The organism is Paraburkholderia sp. SEWSISQ10-3 4, from assembly GCF_030464785.1.
Lineage (GTDB): Bacteria > Pseudomonadota > Gammaproteobacteria > Burkholderiales > Burkholderiaceae > Paraburkholderia > Paraburkholderia aspalathi.
The window spans coordinates 92,059-112,462 of record NZ_JALPRI010000013.1 but is presented as its reverse complement, the minus strand read 5'-3'; the positions used below and the strand labels follow the sequence as shown (position 1 = coordinate 112,462).

Here is a 20,404-nt window from a genome sequence, read left to right as displayed (position 1 = left end):
CCGGTGAGCCGAACGTGGCCACGGTCGTCAGAAGTTATATTGCAAATATAGCTGGTGGAAATTTATACCAGGATTCGGCTCTTTGATACCGCCATTGGAAATATGCTGGAAGCGGTAGCCCGCCTCGTACTGCTGGTGACTGCCGAATTGCAGGCCGACTCCCGCCATGGGGGCGAACTGGAACGCGGTCGCGAGCGTGAGGTCAGTAGAAATTCTCGGGCTCGACAGGAGGCGGATACCGGCACCTGCTTCGATGTAAGGGCGAATCGCACCCGCTCCGTCGATGAAGCGAATGATAGGCGTCACACCGATCTCGCCGATGTTCTCGTGCACATTGCCTTCGTCGGTGTGCCACCAGGCCACGTGCGCTTCGCCGATCAGCGAAAAGTGCCAATCGCCGATCTGCCACCACGTCAGATTCGGATCCCAGACCAGGCCGAGATCGAGTTTTTTAATGTGGTGATCTCCGAGACCGCCGGCGATCTGCACGCCGAACTGGTCGGCTGCCGCCACTCCGGAGCAGGCAAGTAGCAAAGCCGCCGACAAACCTTTTAGAGCCAGACCACGCCAAACATTTTTTTTGTTGTTCATCGAACACCCGACCTAGTCGAACGCTGATTACCTTCGAATTGTTCCGCCTATTCTAAAGACAATCCTGATTTCGTGGATTGTCTGAAGAATGTTGAATTTCCGCAATTAGTCACTTCGGTTTTAGAAAAAGTCGGTCACTTATAAGACCGAAAGGAATGTGTTAGGTAAATTCTACGGCGCACACGCACTTGCCGACAGAGCCCTCCATGGCTATCAAAACCTAAATTTCAATAGGAATTTACGGAACTTGGATGCCCCTACGGCCTCTAAGTATTAGCACTCGGCAAATCAGAGTGCTAACATCCAACGCTGGAGTCGTTTTAACTGAACACGCTTTTGTCTGATTCCAAAGGAGTTTCCTACGTGAGCCATGCAATGACCCTTCCGAGTACTTTGAGCCCGTCGTCGGCTAAGGCCGCTTCGGCAGGTGCGCTGGCGCTCTCGCATTCCTCGCTGCTGCCCGGTCAACTGGGCAATATCGACGCCTACATCCAGGCCGTAAATCGGATTCCGATGCTGACGCCGGCGGAAGAACGCCAGTTCGCCACCGAATTTCGCGAGCAGGACAACCTTGGGTCCGCACGCCGTCTCGTCCTGTCGCACCTGCGGCTGGTCGTATCGATCGCGCGCAATTACCTTGGTTATGGACTGCCGCATGCCGACCTGATCCAGGAAGGCAATATTGGCCTGATGAAGGCCGTGAAGCGCTTTGACCCCGAGCAAAACGTGCGCCTCGTGTCGTACGCCATGCACTGGATCAAGGCTGAGATCCACGAATACATTCTGCGTAACTGGCGGATGGTGAAGGTCGCCACCACCAAGGCGCAGCGCAAGCTGTTCTTCAACCTGCGCAGCCACAAACAGGGTCTCGGCGCATTCACGCCGGACGAGATCGAAGGTCTCGCCAAAGAGCTGAACGTGAAGCGTGAAGAAGTGGCCGAGATGGAAACGCGCTTGTCCGGCGGCGATATCGCGCTGGAAGGTCAGGTCGAAGACGGCGAAGAGTCGTACGCGCCGATCGCCTACCTTGCCGACTCGCATAGCGAGCCGACAGCCGTGCTGGCTTCGCGTCAGCGCGACAAGCTGCAAAGCGACGGTATCGCGAGCGCGCTGGACGCGCTGGACGCCCGCAGTCGCCGCATCATCGAGGCTCGCTGGCTGAAGGTGGAGGACGACGGTTCGGGCGGCTCGACGCTGCACGAACTGGCCGACGAATTCGGCGTGTCGGCCGAACGCATCCGCCAGATCGAGGCAAGCGCAATGAAGAAAATGCGCGGCGCGTTGACTGAATATGCGTAACACTTAAAGCTTGAGTCGTGCCGGCTCGTCTGGCGCACACTGTTTAGCTGCAGAGCCCTGCCCTCGCAAGAAGGCAGGGCTTTTTTGTGCCCACTCGACAATGCCAGCGCTCGATCGAAGACGCACGCGCACTCACTCAAGAACATGCCCACCAAACACGTGTTTCTTGACGTATCACAAACCCCATAGCAATACTGTCCCGACGGCGTGACGTTCGCGACCCAATGCCGCAGTGCCGAACTTACGCGCACTAGGTCATTGCTCCTAGAATCGGGATGAACTCGCCAAGCCTCCGAACCGGCCTGGATCCAGCCGGTTAAGCCGGTGTGAAGTTGCCTTCTACCGATCATGACCATAGCCCTGAATCGCCATAGCACCCCTCGCTCGAGCCTGCGCAAACGGCTCGCTGCCTGGGCGCGCGGTCCGACGCTGGCGCGGGATATCGCCATCGTCCTCGCCATCAAATTCGCATTACTGATGGTGCTCAAGTACGCGTTCTTCAATCATCCGCAGGCGGAGCATATGTCGCTGCCGCCTGAACAAGTCGCGCAGGCGCTGCTGTCCGTGCCTGCCTCGCATCCGTCCCAAGGTGGTCAACATGCCCGTTAGCGAAGTCGTAGAACTGTCGCGCCTCCAGTTCGCCATCACGGCGCTTTATCACTTTCTGTTCGTGCCGCTCACGCTCGGTCTGTCCTGGTTGCTGGTCATCATGGAGTCCGTCTATGTGATGACCGGCAAGCAGATCTACAAAGACATGACCCAGTTCTGGGGCAAGCTGTTCGGCATCAACTTTGCGATGGGGGTCACCACCGGCCTCACGCTGGAATTCCAGTTCGGCACCAACTGGTCGTACTACTCGCACTATGTCGGCGACATCTTCGGCGTGCCGCTGGCCGTTGAAGGGTTGATGGCGTTCTTCCTCGAATCGACCTTCGTCGGCCTCTTCTTCTTCGGCTGGAAGCGGCTCTCGAAAGTGCAGCACGTAAGCGTCACGTTCCTCGTCGCGCTCGGCTCGAATCTGTCGGCGCTGTGGATTCTGGTGGCCAACGGCTGGATGAATAATCCGGTCGGCGCTACCTTCAACTACCAGACCATGCGCATGGAACTCGACAGCATCTTCTCGGTGCTATTCAATCCGGTCGCGCAGGTGAAGTTCGTGCACACCGTATCGGCCGGTTATGTGACCGCTTCGATGTTCGTGCTCGGTGTGTCGTCGTGGTATCTGCTGAAGCGCCGCGACACCGAATTCGCTTTGCGCTCGTTCGCCATTGCCGCCGGCTTCGGCCTGGCCTCGACACTGTGCGTGATCGTGCTCGGCGACGAATCCGGCTACCGCACCGGTGAAGTTCAGCAGGTCAAGCTGGCCGCCATCGAATCCGAATGGGAAACGGCGCCCGCACCGGCGCCCTTCACGATCATCGGCATTCCGAACCAGAAGGAAGAACGCACCGACTATGCGATCCGGATCCCGTATGCGCTCGGCCTCATCGCCACGCGCTCGATCGACGAACCGGTGGTCGGCCTGAAAGAACTGATGGCGCAAAACGAAGTGCGCATCAAGAACGGCATGCTCGCCTACGCCGCACTGCAAAAGCTAAAGCAAGGCGATGTCACGGACGAAGCCAAAGCCGCCTTCGACGCGCACAAAGAAGACCTCGGCTACGGCCTAATGCTCAAGCAGTTCACCGCGAACGTCACCGACGCCACGCCGGATCAGATCGTGCAGGCCGCCAAGAAAACGATTCCCCCGGTAGCGCCCGTATTCTTCTCGTTCCGACTGATGGTCGGCCTCGGCATCCTCTTCCTTGCGACCTTCGTGCTGGCGTTCTGGTTTTGCGCTCAGCGCTCCCTGCTCCTAGAGAAACGCCGCTGGTTCCTGCGCTGGGCTGTGTGGGCGATTCCGTTGCCGTGGCTCGCCGCTGAATTCGGCTGGATCGTTGCTGAAGTGGGCCGTCAACCGTGGACCATTGCCGGCATTCTGCCGACCGCATTGTCCGCATCGAGTCTGACGCCGGGGGATCTGTACCTGAGCATTGCCGGCTTCGTCGTTTTCTACACGGTGCTGTTCATCATCGAAATCATGCTGATGTTCAAGTACGCGCGGCTCGGGCCTTCGTCACTGCACACGGGGCGCTATCACCACGAACAACAACAGCCGCTGAATCAGTCGCTGCCGACCAACACGGCCGCATGATTCGCCGCCACTCTGTTCCAAGGGAAAGATCATCATGGATTACGCAACCCTCAAACTGATCTGGTGGGTGTTGATCGGCGTGCTGCTGATCGGCTTCGCGCTCACCGACGGCTTCGACATGGGCGCGGCGATTCTGCTGCCGTTCATCGCGAAGACCGACGCCGAGCGACGCATCGTCGTCAATACGGTCGGCGCAACGTGGGAAGGCAATCAGGTGTGGCTCATCACTGCGGGCGGCGCGATGTTCGCCGCGTGGCCGCTGGTGTACGCCGCGTCGTTCTCCGGCTTCTACTTCGCGATGCTGCTGGTGCTGTTCTCGCTGTTTTTCCGGCCGGTCGGCTTCGACTACCGCAGCAAGCGTGAAGACCCGCGCTGGCGCAGTGCGTGGGATTGGGCGCTGTTTGTCGGCGGCTTCGTGCCGGCGCTGGTGTTCGGCGTGGCGTTCGGCAACCTGCTGCAAGGCGTGCCGTTCTCGTTCGACACCGATCTGCGCGTTACGTATCACGGCAGTTTCTTCGCTCTGCTCAACCCGTTCGCCGTGCTGTGCGGACTCGTTAGCGTGTCGATGCTGGCCGCGCACGGTGCGGCCTTCGTGAAGATGAAGGCGGACGACGTCGTCGCCGAGCGTGCATCGCTCGCGCTGCGGATCGCTTCGCTCGCCGCCGTGGTGCTATTCCTGCTTGCCGGCGCATTGATCGCCACGATGATCGGCGGCTATCAGATCGTCGACGCCGCGCCGCTCGATACGGTGGCCAACCCGCTGCTGAAGAACGTGATCGGCGCGCCCGGCTTGTGGCTCACCAACTACGCAAACTATCCGTGGATGGTGATCGCGCCGGTGGCGGGCCTCGTGGGTGGCGTGCTTGCCTTGTTGCTGGCGCGCTCGCGTTTTGAAAAGAGCGCCTTCCTGTCGACCTCGCTGATGATCATCGGCGTGATCCTGACGGCGGGCTTCTCGATGTTCCCGTTCATCATGCCCTCCTCGCTCGACGGCCGCAGCAGCCTGACCGTATGGGATTCGACCTCGAGCCGCATGACGCTGCAGATCATGCTGATCGCCGTAATCATTTTCCTGCCGATCGTCCTGATCTACACGAGCTGGGTGTATCGCGTGATGCGAGGCAAGGTGACCGCCGCGGCGCTCGAAGAAAATCACCATTCTATGTATTGATCAGGAATACGGATAACAGGAGTTTGTGATGTGGTATTTCAGTTGGCTTCTTGGCATTGGCGTGGCGTTGGCCTTCGGCATTATCAATGTGATGTGGCTGGAAACGCGCCGGCCTTTGGAAGCGGGTAAGCAGAAGGCACGTTGATGGATCTGTTACTGGTCGCGCGCCGTTAGGCTCAAGCCGGCAAACGCAAAAGCGGCACCTTGAATCAAGGTGCCGCTTTTTTATTGCTGCTTCATCGGAACAGAAGCTTAACAATGGAGCGGCGCAGGCCGCTCCTCAACGTTGCATTACGCCAGCTGCGGCGCCGTACCGGCACCCGTATCGGGCGACAGACGCGTCGCCAGTTGTGCAGCGTAGCGCTGTGCTGCGTCGCCAACGACGATGTGGAACGTATCGGCCGAAACCCACGCCGTATCGAGCGTAGCAAGACGTTGACGATCAACCGCAGACGGATCGCGAACCACGATCCGCAGACGCGTGGCCGCCACGGCATCCAGCGACACGACGTTGCCCGCGCCGCCGAACACGGCGAGCCAACGCAACGGATCCGGATCGAGCGGACCGCCCTTAGCACCGCTTGCGGTCGCCACGGGAGCCACAGGAGCCACAGGAGCCGCAGCGACAGCAGGCGCAGCAGCAGCCACCGGCTTCACGGCATCGCCACCGCCTTGTGCGATCACCGTGCGGATTTCATCAGCGATGATGTCCGCTTCCGGTCCAATAATCACCTGCACGTTGGTCGAACCGCGTTTGAGGACACCACGCGAGCCGATCGTCTTCAGTTCGCTTTCCGAAACCTTGTTGGCATCCACCACCGACAGACGCAATCGCGTCGTACAAGCATCCACCACCGACAGGTTCGACGCGCCACCCAGCGCGGCGATATAACGCTGTGCGCGCGGCACGGCGGCACCCGCCACCGGCGACACGAAACCGCCAGCCGCAAACGACTCGATCTGTTCTTCTTCGGCAGCAGGTTCACGACCCGGCGTTGCCATGTTGAACTTGCGGATAAAGAAGCGGAACAGTCCGTAATACACGACCATGTACACGAGGCCGATCGGAATCGCCCACCAGCCCTTGGTCGACAGGCCGTAGTTCAGCACGTAGTCGATAAAGCCAGCCGAGAAGGTAAAGCCGAGATGAATCCCGAGCGCCGAGCAGATCGCCAGCGACAAGCCCGTCAGCACCGCATGGATGGCATACAGCACCGGCGCGAGGAACATGAAGCTGAATTCGATCGGCTCAGTCACGCCCGTCAGGAACGAGGTAAGCGCCATCGAAGCCAGCAAGCCGAACACCATCGCGCGACGTTCTTTCGGTGCCTCGTGATACATCGCGAGACACGCGGCCGGCAGACCGAACATCATGACCGGGAAGAAGCCCGTCATGAACGTGCCCGCAGTCGGATCGCCCGCGAAGAAGCGATGCAGGTCGCCCGTCACCGGCGCGCCACCCGGCGGCGTGAAGGTGCCGAACACGAACCACGTCAGCGAATTGAGAATGTGATGCAGACCCGTGACAAGCAGCAAGCGGTTCAGCACACCGAACACGAACGCGCCAAGCGCACCTGCGGTGGTCAGCCAATGGCCGGCCGTATCAATGACGCCTTGCACCGGCTGCCATACATAGCCAAACACAATGCCTATCACCAGACAGACCACGCCGGTGACAATCGGCACGAAGCGTTTCCCTCCGAAGAATGCGAGGTAGTCTGGCAGCTTGATATCTTTGTACTTGTTGTACAGCAAGCCCGCGACGATACCCGCCACGATCCCGGACAACACGCCCATGTTGAGCTTGTCGTTGATGTCCTTCATCACCGCGATTTCGACCAGATAGCCGATCGCACCCGCGAGACCCGCCACGCCGTTATTGTCTTTCGCGAAGCCAACCGCCACGCCGATTGCGAACAGCAACGGCAGGTTGTCGAAGATCGCGCCGCCGGCGTCGGCGATCATCTTGATGTTGAACACATCGGGTTGGCCCAACCGCAGCAGCAGGCCGGCAACCGGCAGCACTGCTATCGGCAGCATCAGCGCGCGTCCCAGGCGCTGAATCTTCAGAAACGGATTCCCATCCATTGACACCTCCAATCCTTGTCTCGTTGTCGACAGTCGTCGTTGAGTTCTAGCTTTACGTGGTTACTGAGCGAAGCTGGTTGCGGACCGTGTGGGGTTCAGTCCAAAGGCCAGGTTTCGCGGCTTACTGCTCTTACCGCCTGCGCCGATTCGAGCGCCAGGACATCCTGGGCACGTTGACGGCACAGCTGATAATCGAGGTTGCGCACCCGCGCCTTGATGCCCGGCACCGACACCGGATCCACCGAAAGTTCGGTCACGCCGAGGCCGACGAGCAGCGGCATGGCCAGCGGATCGCCCGCCAGTGCGCCGCATACGCCGACCCATTTGCCATGCTTGTTCGCGCCCTGCACGGTTGCTGCGATCAGGCGCAGCACCGCAGGATGCAAGCCGTCCGCTTGCGCTGCGAGATCGGCCTGGCAACGGTCCATGGCGAGCGTGTATTGCGTCAGATCGTTGGTGCCGATCGAGAGGAAATCCGCGTGTTGCGACAGTTGATCGGCGAGCAACGCGGCCGACGGTACTTCGATCATCACGCCGACTTCGATCGGTTCGGTACGGCCCGATTCACGAGCGAATTCGTCGATGCGTTTGCGGATGCGGATCAACTCGCCGACATCCGTCACCATCGGCAACAGGATGCGTACCGCGCCGAGCGGTTGCACCGCGAGCAGGCCGCGCAACTGATCGTCGAGCAGATCCGGGCGCACTTGTGCGAGGCGGATGCCGCGCAGGCCGAGCGCCGGATTCGGTTCGGGCGGCAGCGTCAGGTAATCGACTTCCTTGTCCGCGCCCACATCCAGCGTGCGAATGATCGCGGTGCGGCCGCTCAACGCTTCGACAATGGCCTGATAGCTCTGGCGATGTTCGTCGACGGTCGGCGCCGAGGCGCGGTGAATGAACAGCAATTCGGTGCGCAGCAGGCCGACGGAATCGGCGCCGTTGTCGACGGCAGTTTTCGCGTCGTCGAGCGTGGCGATGTTTGCGGCGACTTCGATCGCGCGGCCATCGGACGTCACGGCTGCCTGTTGCGACGTACGGCGATTCGCTTCGCGCACACCGGCGAGGCGGCTGCGCTCAAGACGCGCGCGTTCGACGTCGAGCTCAGTCGGCGCGAATTCGACGCGGCCGGTGGTGGCGTTCACCACGACCTGCGTACCTTCAGGGATCGCGTGCAATGCATCGCCGACTGCCACCAACGCCGGAATGCCGGCCTGACGCGCGAGGATTGCCGCATGCGAAGTGGCGCCGCCACGCGACATCACCAGCGCAGTGACGCGCGCGCGATCCAGCGAGGACAGATCCGACGGCGTGAACTCTTCAGCCGCGAGCACGGCCTCTTCCGGCAGCGTGCGTGCCGCGGCGTTCGTATAACCGAGCGCACGCAACACGCGTTTTTCGATGTCGCGCAAATCGGCGGCACGTTCCGCGAGCAACGCGTCTTCGATATTCGTCAGGATGGCGATCTGTGCGCGGATCGCATCGCGCCATGCAAACCCGGCGCTTTTGCCAAGACTGATCAGATCGCGCGCGGCATCGACCAGCGTCGGATCTTCGAGCAATACGCGATGCACCGCGAAAATGCCCGCCTCACCCACCGCGCCGCGTTGCGACGCATCGCGCACTGTCGTACCGAGGTCGGCGTCGACGGTGGCAATCGCCTTGTCGAGCAGCCGGCTCTCTGCCGCCGACGTGCCGTTCGCCTTTTCCGGCGGATCAATATCCGCATCATCCCAACGCACCAGTTTGCCGACCGCGACGCCCGGCGACGCGCACACACCCGCGAGCGTATTCGGCGCGAGCGTTTCGCCCGCAGCGCGCGCGACCGTTTGCGGCGCTGGCGAACTTTGTCGCGCCGGCTTCTCTTCGACTTCACCGTGCGCTTCACGCGTCAATTCGTGTGCAATCGCTTCGATCGCAGCTTGAGCTTGCGGACCAACGCCGAGCAACTCGACAGTCGCACCTTCGCCAGCGCCAAGACCGAGCAAACCGACCACGCTCTCGATCGCCGCCTTGCGCCCTTCGTAACGTACTTCGACACGGGCATCGAAACCGCGCGCCGCTTCACGAGCGCGCGCCGCCGGCCGTGCATGCAGACCACCCGCGTGGACCAGCGTGACTTGCTGACGGGCTTCTTCGGTCACGTTGGTGGCGCTCGCCTGGCGCGATGCGTCCGCCGCTTCGCCGCTGCGAGCGCGCAGCACCAGCAACGGCGTTTCGCCTGCCTTCAGCATGCCGTTCTGCACACGCTCGACAATCTCAAACGCATCCGAATTGGCAATCGCGATCACCGAGACGAGACTCGGCGCATTCAGCGCGACCTGGTCCTGATCGAATTCGATCAGGATGTCGCCGGTGCGCACATGGGCGCCTTGCGCGACCATCGGCGCAAAGCCCTTGCCATTCAGTTCGACCGTATCGATGCCGATGTGCAACAGAATCTCGACGCCTTCGGCCGTCGCAAGCGTGACTGCGTGACCGGTGCGGGCGAGATGGGTGATGGTGCCGTCGCACGGCGCGACGAGTCGCCCCTCGAGCGGATCGATGCCGATGCCGTCGCCGAACATGCCGCCCGAAAACACAGGGTCGGGCACGTTCGCCAGCGGCACGACCGGACCGGTCATCGGCGCGAGCAAAACAATATGGCCTTCAGAATGGCTCATCAAGCGGGACTCCTCGACACGTCGCATCTGATTTCTCGTCAGTGAGTTTCGGTGACTTTGTTGAGATGGCGTGGCGCGTCAGGATTGCGCCCGCGAGCGGCGGCAAGGCCGGCAGCCATCACATAAAAGGACAGGATTGCGGCGATCGGATCGAGCGCCGCATGAGCGGTGGTGGCGAGCGGCAGGGTCGCTTCCGGCACGTCGGCCGGCGCGGCGAGCAGTACGCGGGCGCCGCGCGCCTGCATGTCGCGCGCGAGTTGCAGCAAGCCGGCTTGTTCGGGACCACGCGGTGCGAAGACCAGCAGCGGGTAGTCGCGGTCGATCAACTCCATTGGACCGTGCCGCACTTCCGCGCTCGAAAACGCTTCGGCCTGAATGCCGGAGGTCTCTTTCAATTTGAGTGCAGCTTCCTGCGCGATCGCAAGGCCCAGACCGCGGCCAATCACGATCATGCGTTCGACGCCACGCAGTTCATCCACAGCCTTCGACCAATCAAGCTTGCCGGCGGCTTGCAACGCGTCAGGCAGCGTGTTCAACGCACCGAGCAGCGCTTCGTCTTTCTGCCAATGAGCGACCAGTTGCGCGGAGATCGACAGCATGGCGATGTAGCTCTTGGTCGCCGCGACGCTCAGTTCCGGGCCGGCCACGAGCGGCAGGTGAAACTCGCAAGCGTCCGACAGCGGCGAGTTCGGCGCATTCACCGCGGCCACTGTCAACGCGCCGGCCTTGCGCAACGCTTCCATCGTGCCGACCAGGTCCGGGCTCTTGCCCGACTGCGAGAACGCCAGCGCAAGTTGATCGCGCACTTGCAGCGGCGCTTGCTGGAGCGTCGCGACCGACATCGGCAGCGAGGCAACCGGTACACCGAGGCGGCTCATCGTCAGGCTCGCGAAGTAGCTCGCCGCATGGTCCGAGCTGCCGCGCGCGACTGTCAGCGCAACGTGGCGCGGTTGCTGGGCGAGCTTCGCCGCCAATGCTTCCACGCGCGAGGTATCCCTGAGCTGCGCGGCGACCGTTTCAGCGGACGCCTGCGCCTCTTTAAGCATATTCGACAATTGATTCTCCTTCGACGTAAGTCGCGGTCAACGCCAGTTCACGATCGAACACGACCACATCGGCCCACGCACCGCGCGCGATGCGGCCGCGGTCTTCGATGCCGAGGTAGTCGGCGGCGTAGCGCGACAAACGGTTTGAAACATCGGCGATCGGCAAGCCGATCGATACGAGATTGCGCAGCGCCTGATCCATCGTCAGCGTGCTGCCGGCGAGCGTGCCGTCGGCGAGACGCACGCCGCCGAGGCACTTCGTCACATGCTGGCTGCCGAGGCGGTATTCGCCGTCGGGCATGCCGGTCGCCGAGGTGCTGTCCGTCACGACGTAGAGACGCGGAATCGCGCGCAACGCGGCGCGGATCGCGCCCGGGTGGACGTGCAGCAAGTCGGGAATGATTTCGGCGAATTCGGCGTGCGCGAGTGCGGCGCCGACGAGGCCGGGATTGCGGTGATGCAGCGGCGACATCGCGTTGAACAGATGCGTGAAGCCGCAGGCGCCGTGCTTGAGTGCGGCGACGGCGTCGTCGTAGGTGCCGAGCGAATGGCCGAGCTGCACGCGTACGCCGCGCGCCGCCATCTCGGAGATGATCTCCATGTGGCCGGCGATTTCCGGCGCCAGTGTGACCACGCGAATCGGCGCGATCGACAGATACTTCAGCACTTCGTCCATCACGGCCGATACGGCCGCGTCTGGTTGCGCGCCGAGCTTGCCGGGGTTGATGTACGGACCTTCCAGATGCACGCCAAGCACACGCGACCCGCCTGGCGTGCGAATGCGCGCGTTGTTGCCCAGACCCGCGACGACATTCATCAGCTCGTCGCGCGGCGCGGTCATCGTGGTGGCGAGCAGGCTGGTCGTACCGTGGCGAGCATGGGTGCGGCTGATCGTTTCGATCGCGTCGCCGCCTTCCATCACGTCGGAGCCGCCACCGCCATGCACGTGCAGATCGATGAAACCGGGCAGGATGTACGGCGCGTCATTCTTCGCCGGATCGATGCGTTCGCCGGTCAGTGCCGTGATGCGGCCGTTTTCGTATTCGAGCGTGCCGTGAATCCACCCATCGGTGGTGAGTATGTTTCCGGTCAGCATGAGTCTCTCTGGTGAGGCGTAATGCGGGGTGTGACTGAATTGCGTTCGGCTATGCCGCACGTGACGGCTGCCCGCTCAGGCGCGCCAATCAGGTGCGCAATTCAGCGACAAAGTCGTAGTAATCGTCGCGGCAATACGTGTCGGTCAGTTCGATCGCACGCTGGTCCGCGCTATACCCGATACGGGTAATGACCAGCAGCGCCGAGCGCGGTTCGATATCCATCAACGAGGCGATTTCGCTCGAAGCATTGACCGCGCGAAAGTGCTGCAAGGCGCGCACGACGGCAGCGCCACGTTGTTCGAGATAGCTATAAAGCGACACGCCGATGGCCAGCGGATCAGGCACGATCGCCGCGGGCAGCGCCGAATGCTCGACCGCCATCACGATGCCATCCGCGCGCCGCAGACGCCGCAGGCTCGTCACCGCCGCACCGGGCGACAGGCCGAGGTGCACCAGCTCATCACGGTTGGCGGCGCGGATATCGCGCTCGAGCCACACCGAATCCGGCCGGAACCCGCGTTGCTGCATCTTCTTCGTGAAACCGGTGAGCCGCGACAGCGGGTCTTCGACGCGCGGCGTGATGAAGCTCCCTGCGCCCCGCGCCCGCCGGATCAAGCCTTGTTCGACCAGAAGCTCGATCGCCTTACGCGCGGTGATGCGCGACACGCCGATCGCATCCGAAAGCGTGCGCTCCGAAGGCAGCGCTTCACCCGCCGACCACACGCCGCAGTGGATCGCCGTCGCCAGATTGCGCGCGAGCTGCAGATAGAGCGGCGTGACGTTGCGAGCGTCAGGCATCAGTGCGGACCAGCGAGTTTCCATGGGGCTCCGGCGGTCGTCTAGAAGAATGCGGCCTACGAAAATGAGAGCCCATTATATAACCAACATAATACCAGTCAATCAACTGGTCCCATGCTGGTATAGATTGGCGAAAAGCCTTGCTGGATAAGCGTCGGAGGGTGATTTGAGCGCTTCGGAGAGCGGTTTACAGGGATCGGGATTTACCCGTATTCGAGATGCCGGACGGCATCCAGGTGGTCCATAGTGGTTCTCTTCCCGGCCGGATAGACGCCCTAAAATCCATACCTTTCTGATACCACTTAGGGACGCTCCGTGGCAGCGCGGCTTTTTTAATGGGTTCCGTTCCAATATAGTGATGCGTAGCTAGCCAAAAAAATTCCCCCGGGGAGCAGCATTTGACAGATTCCGAGGCGCTGCGGCGCGCTCAGGCCGTCCGCCATTTCAACCGCTTCTATACCCAGCTCATCGGCGCTCTGCACGAGCATCTGGCAAAGAGTGCCTTCTCGCTGACGGAAGTACGCGTTCTACACGAACTGTCCCGCGGACGCGCGCAGACAGCCTCGGTGCTCGGGCGCAATCTCGGCCTCGATAGCGGCTACCTCAGCCGCCTTCTGACCAGTTTCGAGCGACGCAACCTGATTACGCGGCGCCCCTCCGACACGGATGCGCGCCAGTCGTTAATCGCCCTCACAGACAACGGCCACGCGGCCTATGCACCGCTCGATACGGCGGCGATCGACGAAGTAACGGCGCTGCTGAATGGCCTCACCGCGCTTTCCCAGGAACATCTGATCGCCGCGATGAAGGTGATCGAGCGCCTGCTCGACAGCAAGCCGCAGCATGAACTCGTGACCCTTCGGCAGCCACGCGCCGGCGAGTGCGGCTGGCTCGTGCATCGACAGGCGCAGTGGTTCGCCGCGCAATACGGCTGGGATCAATCGTTCGAAGGGCTGCTCGCGCGCGTCGTCGCCGATTACTCGCAGCGCAACGATCCCGTGCGCGAGATGTGCTGGGTTGCCGATCAGGACGGCATGGTGGTCGGCTCGGTGTGCATCGTCGGAATCTCGACGACCGTGGCGGGCGCGCGGCTCTTGTGGGTCGAGCCGGACGTGCAGCGTCTTGGCATCGGCACGCAATTGATGAACGAATGCGTGCGCTTCGCGCGACGCGCAGGGTACACAAAACTCACGCTGACCACGGCCAGCACGCTCAATGAGCCGCGCCGGCTATGCGAGCGCGCCGGCTTCGAACTCGTCTGTACGACGGAGGAACGGCGCTTCGGCAAGGATCTGATGATCGAACGGTGGGAGTTGGAGTTGTAGTCCCGGCAACGAATGCGCGACGTACAAACAAAAAACGCCACGGTTTGTCACCGTAGCGTTTTTGCTTTGCGAAGCAGGTTGACGGGTGTCGCTTAGAACGACGGCACCACCGAACCCTTGAACTGCGTCTTGATGAACTGGCGCACGTCTTCCGACTGGTAAGCCGCGACCAGCTTCTTGACCCAAGGCTTGTCCTTGTCCTGCGTGCGCACGGCGATCAGGTTCGCGTACGGGCTGTGGATATCTTCGAGCGCGATCGCGTCTTTGGTCGGCTGCAGACCGGCGGCCAGCGCGAAGTTCGTGTTGATCGCGGCCGCGTCGACATCCGACAGCGAGCGCGGCAGTTGTGCCGCGTCGAGTTCGAGCAGCTTGATCTTCTTCGGATTCTCGGCGACGTCGAGCGCCGTGGCGTTATTGCCGTTCGTGCCCGCACCGGCCTTCAGCTTGATCACGCCTTGCGTCTGCAACAGCAGCAGCGCGCGGTTCTCGTTCGACGGATCGTTCGGCACCGCGATCTTCGCGCCCTGCGCCAGATCCTTCAGCGACTTCAGCTTCTTCGAATAGATACCGAGCGGCGAAATGTACGTCAGGCCCGCATTGACGATCTTGTAGCCACGCTGCTTGACCTGGCTGTCGAGGTACGGCTGGTGCTGGAAGCTGTTGGCATCCAGATCGCCGGCATCGAGCGCGGCGTTCGGCTGCACGTAGTCGTTGAATTCGACGACCTTCACATTCAGGCCTTCGCGCTTCGCCACTTTCGTGACGACTTCCCAGATTTGCGCATCCGGGCCGCCGATGGTGCCGACCTTGATGACCTTGTCGTCGGCGTGTGCGCCGAAGCTGGTGACGATCGCCGCGCTGGCGACTACTGCCGAGAGGGCTTTGAGGATGTTTCTGCGCTGCATGTAATTCTCGCTTGTTCTGATCGATGTCAGATTCGGGTGGAAGCCGGCGGCAGGCATCTTGTGAACGCGCCGCCAACTGGACCGTAAATGGTCTCATACGCCCGGCGAGATGGGAAATATCACGATCGCATATGGTTATGCACCTGCAATGGCGCTGTAGATGCGAAACACACTCACCGTAGCCGGAGCGAGGCACTAAGCTCCGTAGGTCGCGCGCAACGAACTAGCTGCTGACAGATAATCGAAGATCATTGCCCGCAAACCCACGCGGCCCACTTGTTCGCTTACGAGAACGCTCATGTACGTCATCAATCTCATCTACACCGCCCCCCTCGACCGCGTCGACGACGCACTCGAAGCACATCGCGCGTTTCTGACACAACAGTTCGAAGCAGGCGTATTTGTGGCCGCCGGACCGAAGGTGCCGCGCGACGGCGGCATCATTCTGGCGGTGCGCATCGAGCGCGATAAGCTGGATGAGATTCTCGCCAGCGACCCGTTCGCCGAACAGAAGCTCGCGCGTTACGAGGTGACGGAGTTCAAGGCGACGCGCCTCGCGCCGGGAATGAATTTGCCGATGCCGGCTTGAGGATAACTGCGAAGGAAATTGAATACGGGCGCGCGGCAGATGCACGCGCCCGTCTGCATCAACGCATTAATCGAGCAGCAGCTTGATATCGTGCACCCACGGCGTGGCGCCCTGGCCGTCACGCGCGAATAAACGCAGCTTGCCGTCCGGGTCGAATACATAGCTTGCTGCCGTGTGGTCCATCGTGTAGCTATCAGCTGTCTTGCCCGGCACTTTCGCGTAGTACACGCGGAAGTCTTTCGTGATCTTGGTGAGCTGCGCCTGGTCCGCCGGACGCAAGCCGACGAACGTCGGATTGAACGCCGGCACGTATTGCCCGAGCAGAGCCGGCGTGTCGCGGTCGGGATCGACGGTGACGAACAGCACCTGCACGCGCTTCGCGTCTTCCGGGCCGAGTTGCTGCAGCGCTTGCGAAAGCTCAGCCATCGTGGTCGGGCAGACGTCCGGACAATGCGTATAGCCGAAGAACAGCACCACGACCTTGCCCTTGTAATCCGCCATTGTGCGGACTTGGCCGGTCGTGTCGGGCAGCGAGAAGTCGCTCCCGAACTGCGTGTTGCCGGTGATGTCGAGGTTCTGGAACGCCGGCGGCTGCTTGCCGCAGCCGGCCACCAGCAACGCGCCGCCGAGTGCGCAAGCGATCACGGTGACACGCGCGGCGGCACGCGCCGTGCGCACAAAGCGTTGTGTAAGCATGGGTGTTACGCGCCGATCACGACGCGCGCATAGTGGTCGATCAACAGCGCGGCGAAGAGCAGCGACAGATAAACGATCGAGTAACGGAAGGTCTTGCGCGCCAGATCGTCGGAATAGTCCCGATAGATCTTCCACGCATACGCGAGGAATACGGCGCCGAGCAACACGGCCGCCGCGAGGTACACCACGCCGCTCATGCCGGAGATGAACGGCATCATCGTGACCGCGAACAGAATCACCGTGTACAGCAGAATATGCAGGCGCGTGTATTTCTCGCCGTGCGTGTTCGGCAGCATCGGCAGACCGGCGTTTTCGTAGTCTTTGCGGCGATACAGTGCGAGCGCCCAGAAATGCGGCGGCGTCCACACGAAAATGATCAGCACGAGAATCCATGCGTCGCCCGGCACGTGACCAGTGACGGCGGCCCAACCGAGCGCCGGTGGCATCGCGCCGGACGCGCCGCCGATCACGATATTCTGCGGCGTGGCCGGTTTGAGCAGCAGCGTATAGATAACCGCATAGCCGACGAAGGTGGCAAGCGTGAGCCACATGGTCAGCGGATTAGCGAACGTGTAGAGCGTCCACATGCCGAGCCCGCCGAGCACGGCCGAAAACAGCAGAATTTGCGGGGTGGTGATTTCGCCGCGCGCGGACGGCCGCCACGACGTGCGACGCATCTTCGCGTCGATCTTCTGTTCCATCAGGCAATTGATGGCGAACGCCGCACCGGCCAGCAGCCAGATGCCAACCGTGCCGCCGATCAGGACGGTCCACGGCACCATGCCGGGCGTCGACAGAAACATGCCGATGACTGCGCAAAACACAGCGAGCTGCGTGACGCGCGGCTTCGTCAGGGCGATGTACTGGGAGACCCGGCTACCGGGCGTTTGGGAGAGAGTTGTGCTGTCCATGTGGGGTCACGCTGGCGCGGCATCGCGCGCAGGCAACACGGCGCGGCCGGGACGGCTATAAGCGATTCGAAAGTTTAACATAACGAGTAGAAGCAGCAGGATCGCGGCGCCCCCGTTATGCGCGACCGCAATGGGCAACGGCCATTGCAGGACGATGTTCGACAGACCGGTGATGAACTGGATCAGCACCACCAGCAACACGCCGTTTGCCGGCCGCCTCAGCGACTCGAATCGGCGCAGTTTCAGCGCAAACCACACCAGATAGGCGACCACGACGATCGCGAACGTGCGGTGGGTCCAGTGAATCGCGACCAGCGCATCTTGAGTGATCATGTCGCCGTCACCGGTCATACCGAGCGCGCGCCACAGGTGAAAGCCGTGCGCGAAATCCATCGTCGGGACCCATTGGCCGTTGCAGGTCGGGAAGTCCGTGCACGCGAGCACCGCGTAGTTCGTGCTGACCCAGCCGCCCAACGCAATCTGCACCACCAGCAGTACGAGACCGGCGATCGCCGCCGCTCGCCAGCGCGCGGCTTCGGGCTCGTAGGCCGGCAATGGCGTTTGGCGCGCGGCCAGCCAGCCGAGCGTGCCGAGCAATGCGAGGCCGAGCAGCAAATGGGTTGTCACGATGATCGGTTGCAACTTCATGGTCACGGTCCATGCGCCGAACGCACCCTGCACGAGAATCAGCAGCAGCAGGGAAGTCGGCCACCACGGCGACACATGCAGCGGACGGCGCTTGATACGAGCCGTCCACGCGATCAACGTCTGCGCGATGATCAGCACGCCGATCGCCATCGCGAAGTAACGGTGGATCATCTCGATCCAGGCCTTCGTCATGCTGACCGGTCCGGTCGGCATCAATTGATGCGCGGCGGTAATCGCGGCGTGCGCGATGAACGGCGACGACGTGCCATAGCAACCAGGCCAGTCCGGGCAGCCGAGACCAGAATCGGTGAGACGCGTAAAGCCGCCGAACATCACCAGGTCCAGCGTCAGGAAAGTGGTGAGCCACACCAGCTTGCGGAATTTGTTGTCGTCGGCCTTGACCCACACATAGGACAGCGGCAACAACGCGATACACAAGCCGATCAGGGCCAGTTGCAGTACGAACATCTTTCTTACCCTGGTTGCGGCGTCAGCCGATCCTCGACCACTTGAGCAGCTTGGTCAGGTCGCCCTTGATCTTGCTGGGGTTCGGATCTTTCGGAAAACGCATCATCAGATTGCCATTCGGATCGACCAGGTAGATGTGGTCGGTGAGCTGGGTGCCGGTATCGGTCGGCAGCCATGCGGACACCTGCGCCGGGTTGGCGATCAGCATGTCGGTGTCGGGATAGGCCTTTTGTATCACGTCGGAGACGTTGCCTGCATCGGTGCGCAGCCACACTTCGACGACGCGCTCGCGTTCCGGGCCCTGAGCTGCGCGGATTTGTCGCATGAAGTACAGCTTGGTGGCGCACGCTTTGTCGCACGCGCTGTTGTCGACGGAGATCATCAGCCAGTGGCCGCGCAGCGACGCGAGCTTGAGCGGCTTGCCGTCTTCCCCCGTCACGACGATCGATTCGGGAATCGGCCGCTGCGGTTCGATCAGCGCGCCGTAGTTCGTGCTGCCGCCGGCCGGCTTGACCACGTAATAGACGAAATACGACACGGCTATCGGTGCTGCACAGATGATCGCCAGCAATAGCAGCATCCAGCGGCCGCGCTTCCACGATCCCGCGCCATTGGGTTGATCTGCCATCACTTTCGGAGCTGCGGGTTTGCCGGCTTGCGGCGAACGGGGAGATTGCGTCGACACTACAGGACCTCTTTCAATGATTGCGCGGCTTCGAGCTCTTCTCTCAGGGCACGAAACCGCAGGCGATGCGTTACACGCTCGGAGCGTGCTCTTTCTTCGCGGCGCGGCGCGCGGCGTACAAACCGAAGACCAGAGCCGCGGCCGCCATGCCCCACCACTGGAACATGTAGCCGTAGTTGGTTTCAACGCCGGTGGTCGGCGCCGGCCAGTCGCGCACCAGCTTGTCACCGTCGTCGCTCAATTGCTGGATCACGAACGATTGCAGCGGCAGCCCGGTTTCCGCGGCGTAGGCCGCCGTATCCAGATTCTGACGGATCTTCTGATGCGCGGCTGATCCGCCCTGCCCCAACTCGAAAGCGCGCGATGCATCTGCACGCGCAATGCCTTCAATTTCGATCTCGCCTTGCGGCGTGACATATGGCGCGATGGTCTCGCGATTGTTCATGTTGCGCGGCAGCCAGCCGCGATTGACCAGCACGTAACCGCCGTCGGCCAGTTTAAAAGGCATCACGACGTAAAAACCCGGCTGATCGTTATACGGGCGATTATCCAGATAGACGACTTTGTCCGCGACGAAACTCCCACGCGCCTTCACGCGATGGAATTCGATGTCCTTGAGTGCAACCGGCGTAGCGCTCACAGGCCGCGCAGGTGCGTCTTCGAACTGCGTGATCTGGGCTTCGAGCGCTTCCTTCTGATGCGCACGGTCGCGCTGCCAGAAGCCAAGCCGCACCGTCACTGCAATCACCAGCAGAATCAGCAGCGCGGGAACGAGGCGAAACTTCATCGAACACACTCCGGCACCAGCGCATGCGACGGCGTCCTGAACGTACGGCAGACGCTGACGCGCGGTGCGATAATAAACGTCTTGCCTCTGCGCTTCCCGGTTTCAGTTGGTTCCATGCACATTCTCGTTCCCATCGCCTTCGTCCTGATTATCGCCAGCATGGTGTCCGCGCTTTACTTCATGATGCATGACAAGGGCAAAACCAAGCGGATGGTCTGGTCGCTCGCCACGCGGGTGGGTCTGTCGATCTCGCTGTTCCTGTTCATCCTGTTCGCTCACTGGATGGGCTGGATTCAGTCGACCGGTATTCCTTACGGGCGTTGAGCTCGGCAGAAAAAGCTTCGCGCCAATAAACCCACCAAACAAAACGCCGCCCTGACAGGGTCGAGGGCGGCGCTCCATGACTTGCGTACTGCTCGTGCGCCGCGCCCTTGATGGGCGATGCG

The 20,404-nt window shown here is 61.8% G+C and carries 20 protein-coding genes; 8 read left to right on the top strand and 12 right to left on the bottom strand.

Annotation, left to right across the window (positions count from 1 at the left end; genetic code table 11):
• Nucleotides 1-27: 27 nt before the first annotated feature.
• Complete coding sequence (locus M0D68_RS22990; RefSeq protein WP_266225427.1) at nt 28-591, bottom strand: acyloxyacyl hydrolase; 564 nt, start codon at nt 589-591, stop codon at nt 28-30.
• Between the two features lie 363 nt (nt 592-954).
• On the opposite strand from M0D68_RS22990, the gene rpoH reads away from it, so the two are divergent.
• From rpoH to cydX, 5 genes are all read left to right on the top strand, one after another.
• Nucleotides 955-1,890, top strand: a complete 936-nt coding sequence (rpoH, locus tag M0D68_RS22985) for an RNA polymerase sigma factor RpoH (protein ID WP_093643716.1) — start codon at nt 955-957, stop codon at nt 1,888-1,890.
• A 348-nt stretch (nt 1,891-2,238) separates the two neighbouring features.
• Entirely contained in the window at nt 2,239-2,499 is a 261-nt protein-coding gene (gene cydP, locus M0D68_RS22980; RefSeq protein ID WP_266225426.1) for a cytochrome oxidase putative small subunit CydP, read from the top strand.
• Nucleotides 2,489-4,084 carry a cytochrome ubiquinol oxidase subunit I gene (locus M0D68_RS22975; protein ID WP_093643720.1) on the top strand — a complete coding sequence of 532 codons (1,596 nt, stop codon included), beginning with the start codon at nt 2,489-2,491 and terminating at the stop codon, nt 4,082-4,084. The genes cydP and M0D68_RS22975 overlap by 11 nt, the downstream gene beginning before the upstream one ends.
• Nucleotides 4,085-4,118: 34 nt before the next feature.
• Entirely contained in the window at nt 4,119-5,255 is a 1,137-nt protein-coding gene (cydB, locus tag M0D68_RS22970; RefSeq protein WP_054035782.1) for a cytochrome d ubiquinol oxidase subunit II, read from the top strand.
• A gap of 28 nt (nt 5,256-5,283) precedes the next feature.
• On the top strand, nt 5,284-5,400 hold the full coding sequence (gene cydX, locus M0D68_RS22965) for a cytochrome bd-I oxidase subunit CydX (protein WP_093643722.1): 117 nt from the start codon (nt 5,284-5,286) through the stop codon (nt 5,398-5,400).
• A gap of 146 nt (nt 5,401-5,546) precedes the next feature.
• On the opposite strand, the gene nagE is transcribed toward cydX, so the two are convergent.
• The 5 genes from nagE to M0D68_RS22940 all read right to left on the bottom strand — a co-directional run bounded on the left by nagE (nt 5,547) and on the right by M0D68_RS22940 (nt 12,968).
• Nucleotides 5,547-7,343: an N-acetylglucosamine-specific PTS transporter subunit IIBC gene (gene nagE, locus M0D68_RS22960; RefSeq protein ID WP_266225424.1), complete on the bottom strand. Its 1,797-nt coding sequence runs from the start codon at nt 7,341-7,343 to the stop codon at nt 5,547-5,549.
• 95 nt (nt 7,344-7,438) lie between these two features.
• Nucleotides 7,439-10,003, bottom strand: a complete 2,565-nt coding sequence (gene ptsP, locus M0D68_RS22955; RefSeq protein ID WP_266225422.1) for a phosphoenolpyruvate--protein phosphotransferase — start codon at nt 10,001-10,003, stop codon at nt 7,439-7,441.
• A 38-nt stretch (nt 10,004-10,041) separates the two neighbouring features.
• On the bottom strand, nt 10,042-11,049 hold the full coding sequence (locus tag M0D68_RS22950; RefSeq protein WP_266225479.1) for an SIS domain-containing protein: 1,008 nt from the start codon (nt 11,047-11,049) through the stop codon (nt 10,042-10,044).
• On the bottom strand, nt 11,042-12,145 hold the full coding sequence (nagA, locus tag M0D68_RS22945) for an N-acetylglucosamine-6-phosphate deacetylase (RefSeq protein WP_266225420.1): 1,104 nt from the start codon (nt 12,143-12,145) through the stop codon (nt 11,042-11,044). Before nagA ends, M0D68_RS22950 begins: the two co-directional genes overlap by 8 nt.
• Nucleotides 12,146-12,233: 88 nt before the next feature.
• Entirely contained in the window at nt 12,234-12,968 is a 735-nt protein-coding gene (locus M0D68_RS22940; protein ID WP_054035773.1) for a GntR family transcriptional regulator, read from the bottom strand.
• A gap of 374 nt (nt 12,969-13,342) precedes the next feature.
• Between M0D68_RS22940 and M0D68_RS22935 the strand changes: the two genes are divergently transcribed.
• A complete protein-coding gene (locus M0D68_RS22935) occupies nt 13,343-14,269 on the top strand; it encodes a bifunctional helix-turn-helix transcriptional regulator/GNAT family N-acetyltransferase (protein ID WP_211706140.1) in 927 nt (308 codons plus the stop codon).
• Nucleotides 14,270-14,361: 92 nt separating this feature from the next.
• Here the strand turns inward: M0D68_RS22935 and M0D68_RS22930 are convergent, their stop codons facing one another.
• Nucleotides 14,362-15,174, bottom strand: a complete 813-nt coding sequence (locus M0D68_RS22930; RefSeq protein WP_093643784.1) for a MetQ/NlpA family ABC transporter substrate-binding protein — start codon at nt 15,172-15,174, stop codon at nt 14,362-14,364.
• Between the two features lie 298 nt (nt 15,175-15,472).
• On the opposite strand from M0D68_RS22930, the gene M0D68_RS22925 reads away from it, so the two are divergent.
• Nucleotides 15,473-15,763: a YciI family protein gene (locus M0D68_RS22925; protein ID WP_211702879.1), complete on the top strand. Its 291-nt coding sequence runs from the start codon at nt 15,473-15,475 to the stop codon at nt 15,761-15,763.
• A 66-nt stretch (nt 15,764-15,829) separates the two neighbouring features.
• On the opposite strand, the gene M0D68_RS22920 is transcribed toward M0D68_RS22925, so the two are convergent.
• From M0D68_RS22920 to M0D68_RS22900, 5 genes are all read right to left on the bottom strand, one after another.
• Complete coding sequence (locus tag M0D68_RS22920; RefSeq protein ID WP_266211006.1) at nt 15,830-16,459, bottom strand: SCO family protein; 630 nt, start codon at nt 16,457-16,459, stop codon at nt 15,830-15,832.
• A gap of 5 nt (nt 16,460-16,464) precedes the next feature.
• Entirely contained in the window at nt 16,465-17,370 is a 906-nt protein-coding gene (gene cyoE, locus M0D68_RS22915) for a heme o synthase (protein ID WP_054035767.1), read from the bottom strand.
• 6 nt (nt 17,371-17,376) lie between these two features.
• Nucleotides 17,377-18,486, bottom strand: coding sequence for a heme A synthase (locus tag M0D68_RS22910; RefSeq protein ID WP_266225419.1), 1,110 nt, complete (start codon nt 18,484-18,486; stop codon nt 17,377-17,379).
• Nucleotides 18,487-18,508: 22 nt separating this feature from the next.
• A complete protein-coding gene (locus M0D68_RS22905; RefSeq protein ID WP_234487628.1) occupies nt 18,509-19,114 on the bottom strand; it encodes a cytochrome C oxidase subunit I in 606 nt (201 codons plus the stop codon).
• Between the two features lie 127 nt (nt 19,115-19,241).
• Nucleotides 19,242-19,958: an SURF1 family protein gene (locus M0D68_RS22900; RefSeq protein ID WP_200651373.1), complete on the bottom strand. Its 717-nt coding sequence runs from the start codon at nt 19,956-19,958 to the stop codon at nt 19,242-19,244.
• 114 nt (nt 19,959-20,072) lie between these two features.
• Here M0D68_RS22900 and M0D68_RS22895 point away from each other — a divergent pair, with 114 nt between their 5' ends.
• The gene (locus M0D68_RS22895) at nt 20,073-20,282 is read left to right on the top strand and encodes a twin transmembrane helix small protein (protein ID WP_007179452.1); all 210 of its coding nucleotides are present in this window, start codon (nt 20,073-20,075) and stop codon (nt 20,280-20,282) included.
• The last annotated feature ends 122 nt before the right edge of the window (nt 20,283-20,404 follow it).